Here is a 255-nt window from a genome sequence, read left to right as displayed (position 1 = left end):
AGACAGCTAGGAGGTTGGCTTAGAAGCAGCCACCCTTTAAAGAAAGCGTAATAGCTCACTAGTCGAGTCGGCCTGCGCGGAAGATGTAACGGGGCTCAAACCATACACCGAAGCTACGGGTATCACGCAAGTGATGCGGTAGAGGAGCGTTCTGTAAGCCTGTGAAGGTGAGTTGAGAAGCTTGCTGGAGGTATCAGAAGTGCGAATGCTGACATGAGTAACGACAATGGGTGTGAAAAACACCCACGCCGAAAG

At 51.4% G+C, this 255-nt stretch carries 1 rRNA gene; it reads left to right on the top strand.

Features of this window, described 5'->3' with window-relative positions:
• Positions 1-255: ribosomal RNA gene (locus L6D81_RS29445) — 23S ribosomal RNA — on the top strand; the annotation flags it as partial.

This window comes from Pseudomonas sputi (assembly GCF_021603585.1).
Taxonomy (GTDB): Bacteria; Pseudomonadota; Gammaproteobacteria; order Pseudomonadales; family Pseudomonadaceae; genus Aquipseudomonas; species Aquipseudomonas sputi.
This window is presented reverse-complemented; position numbering and strand designations above follow the sequence as displayed.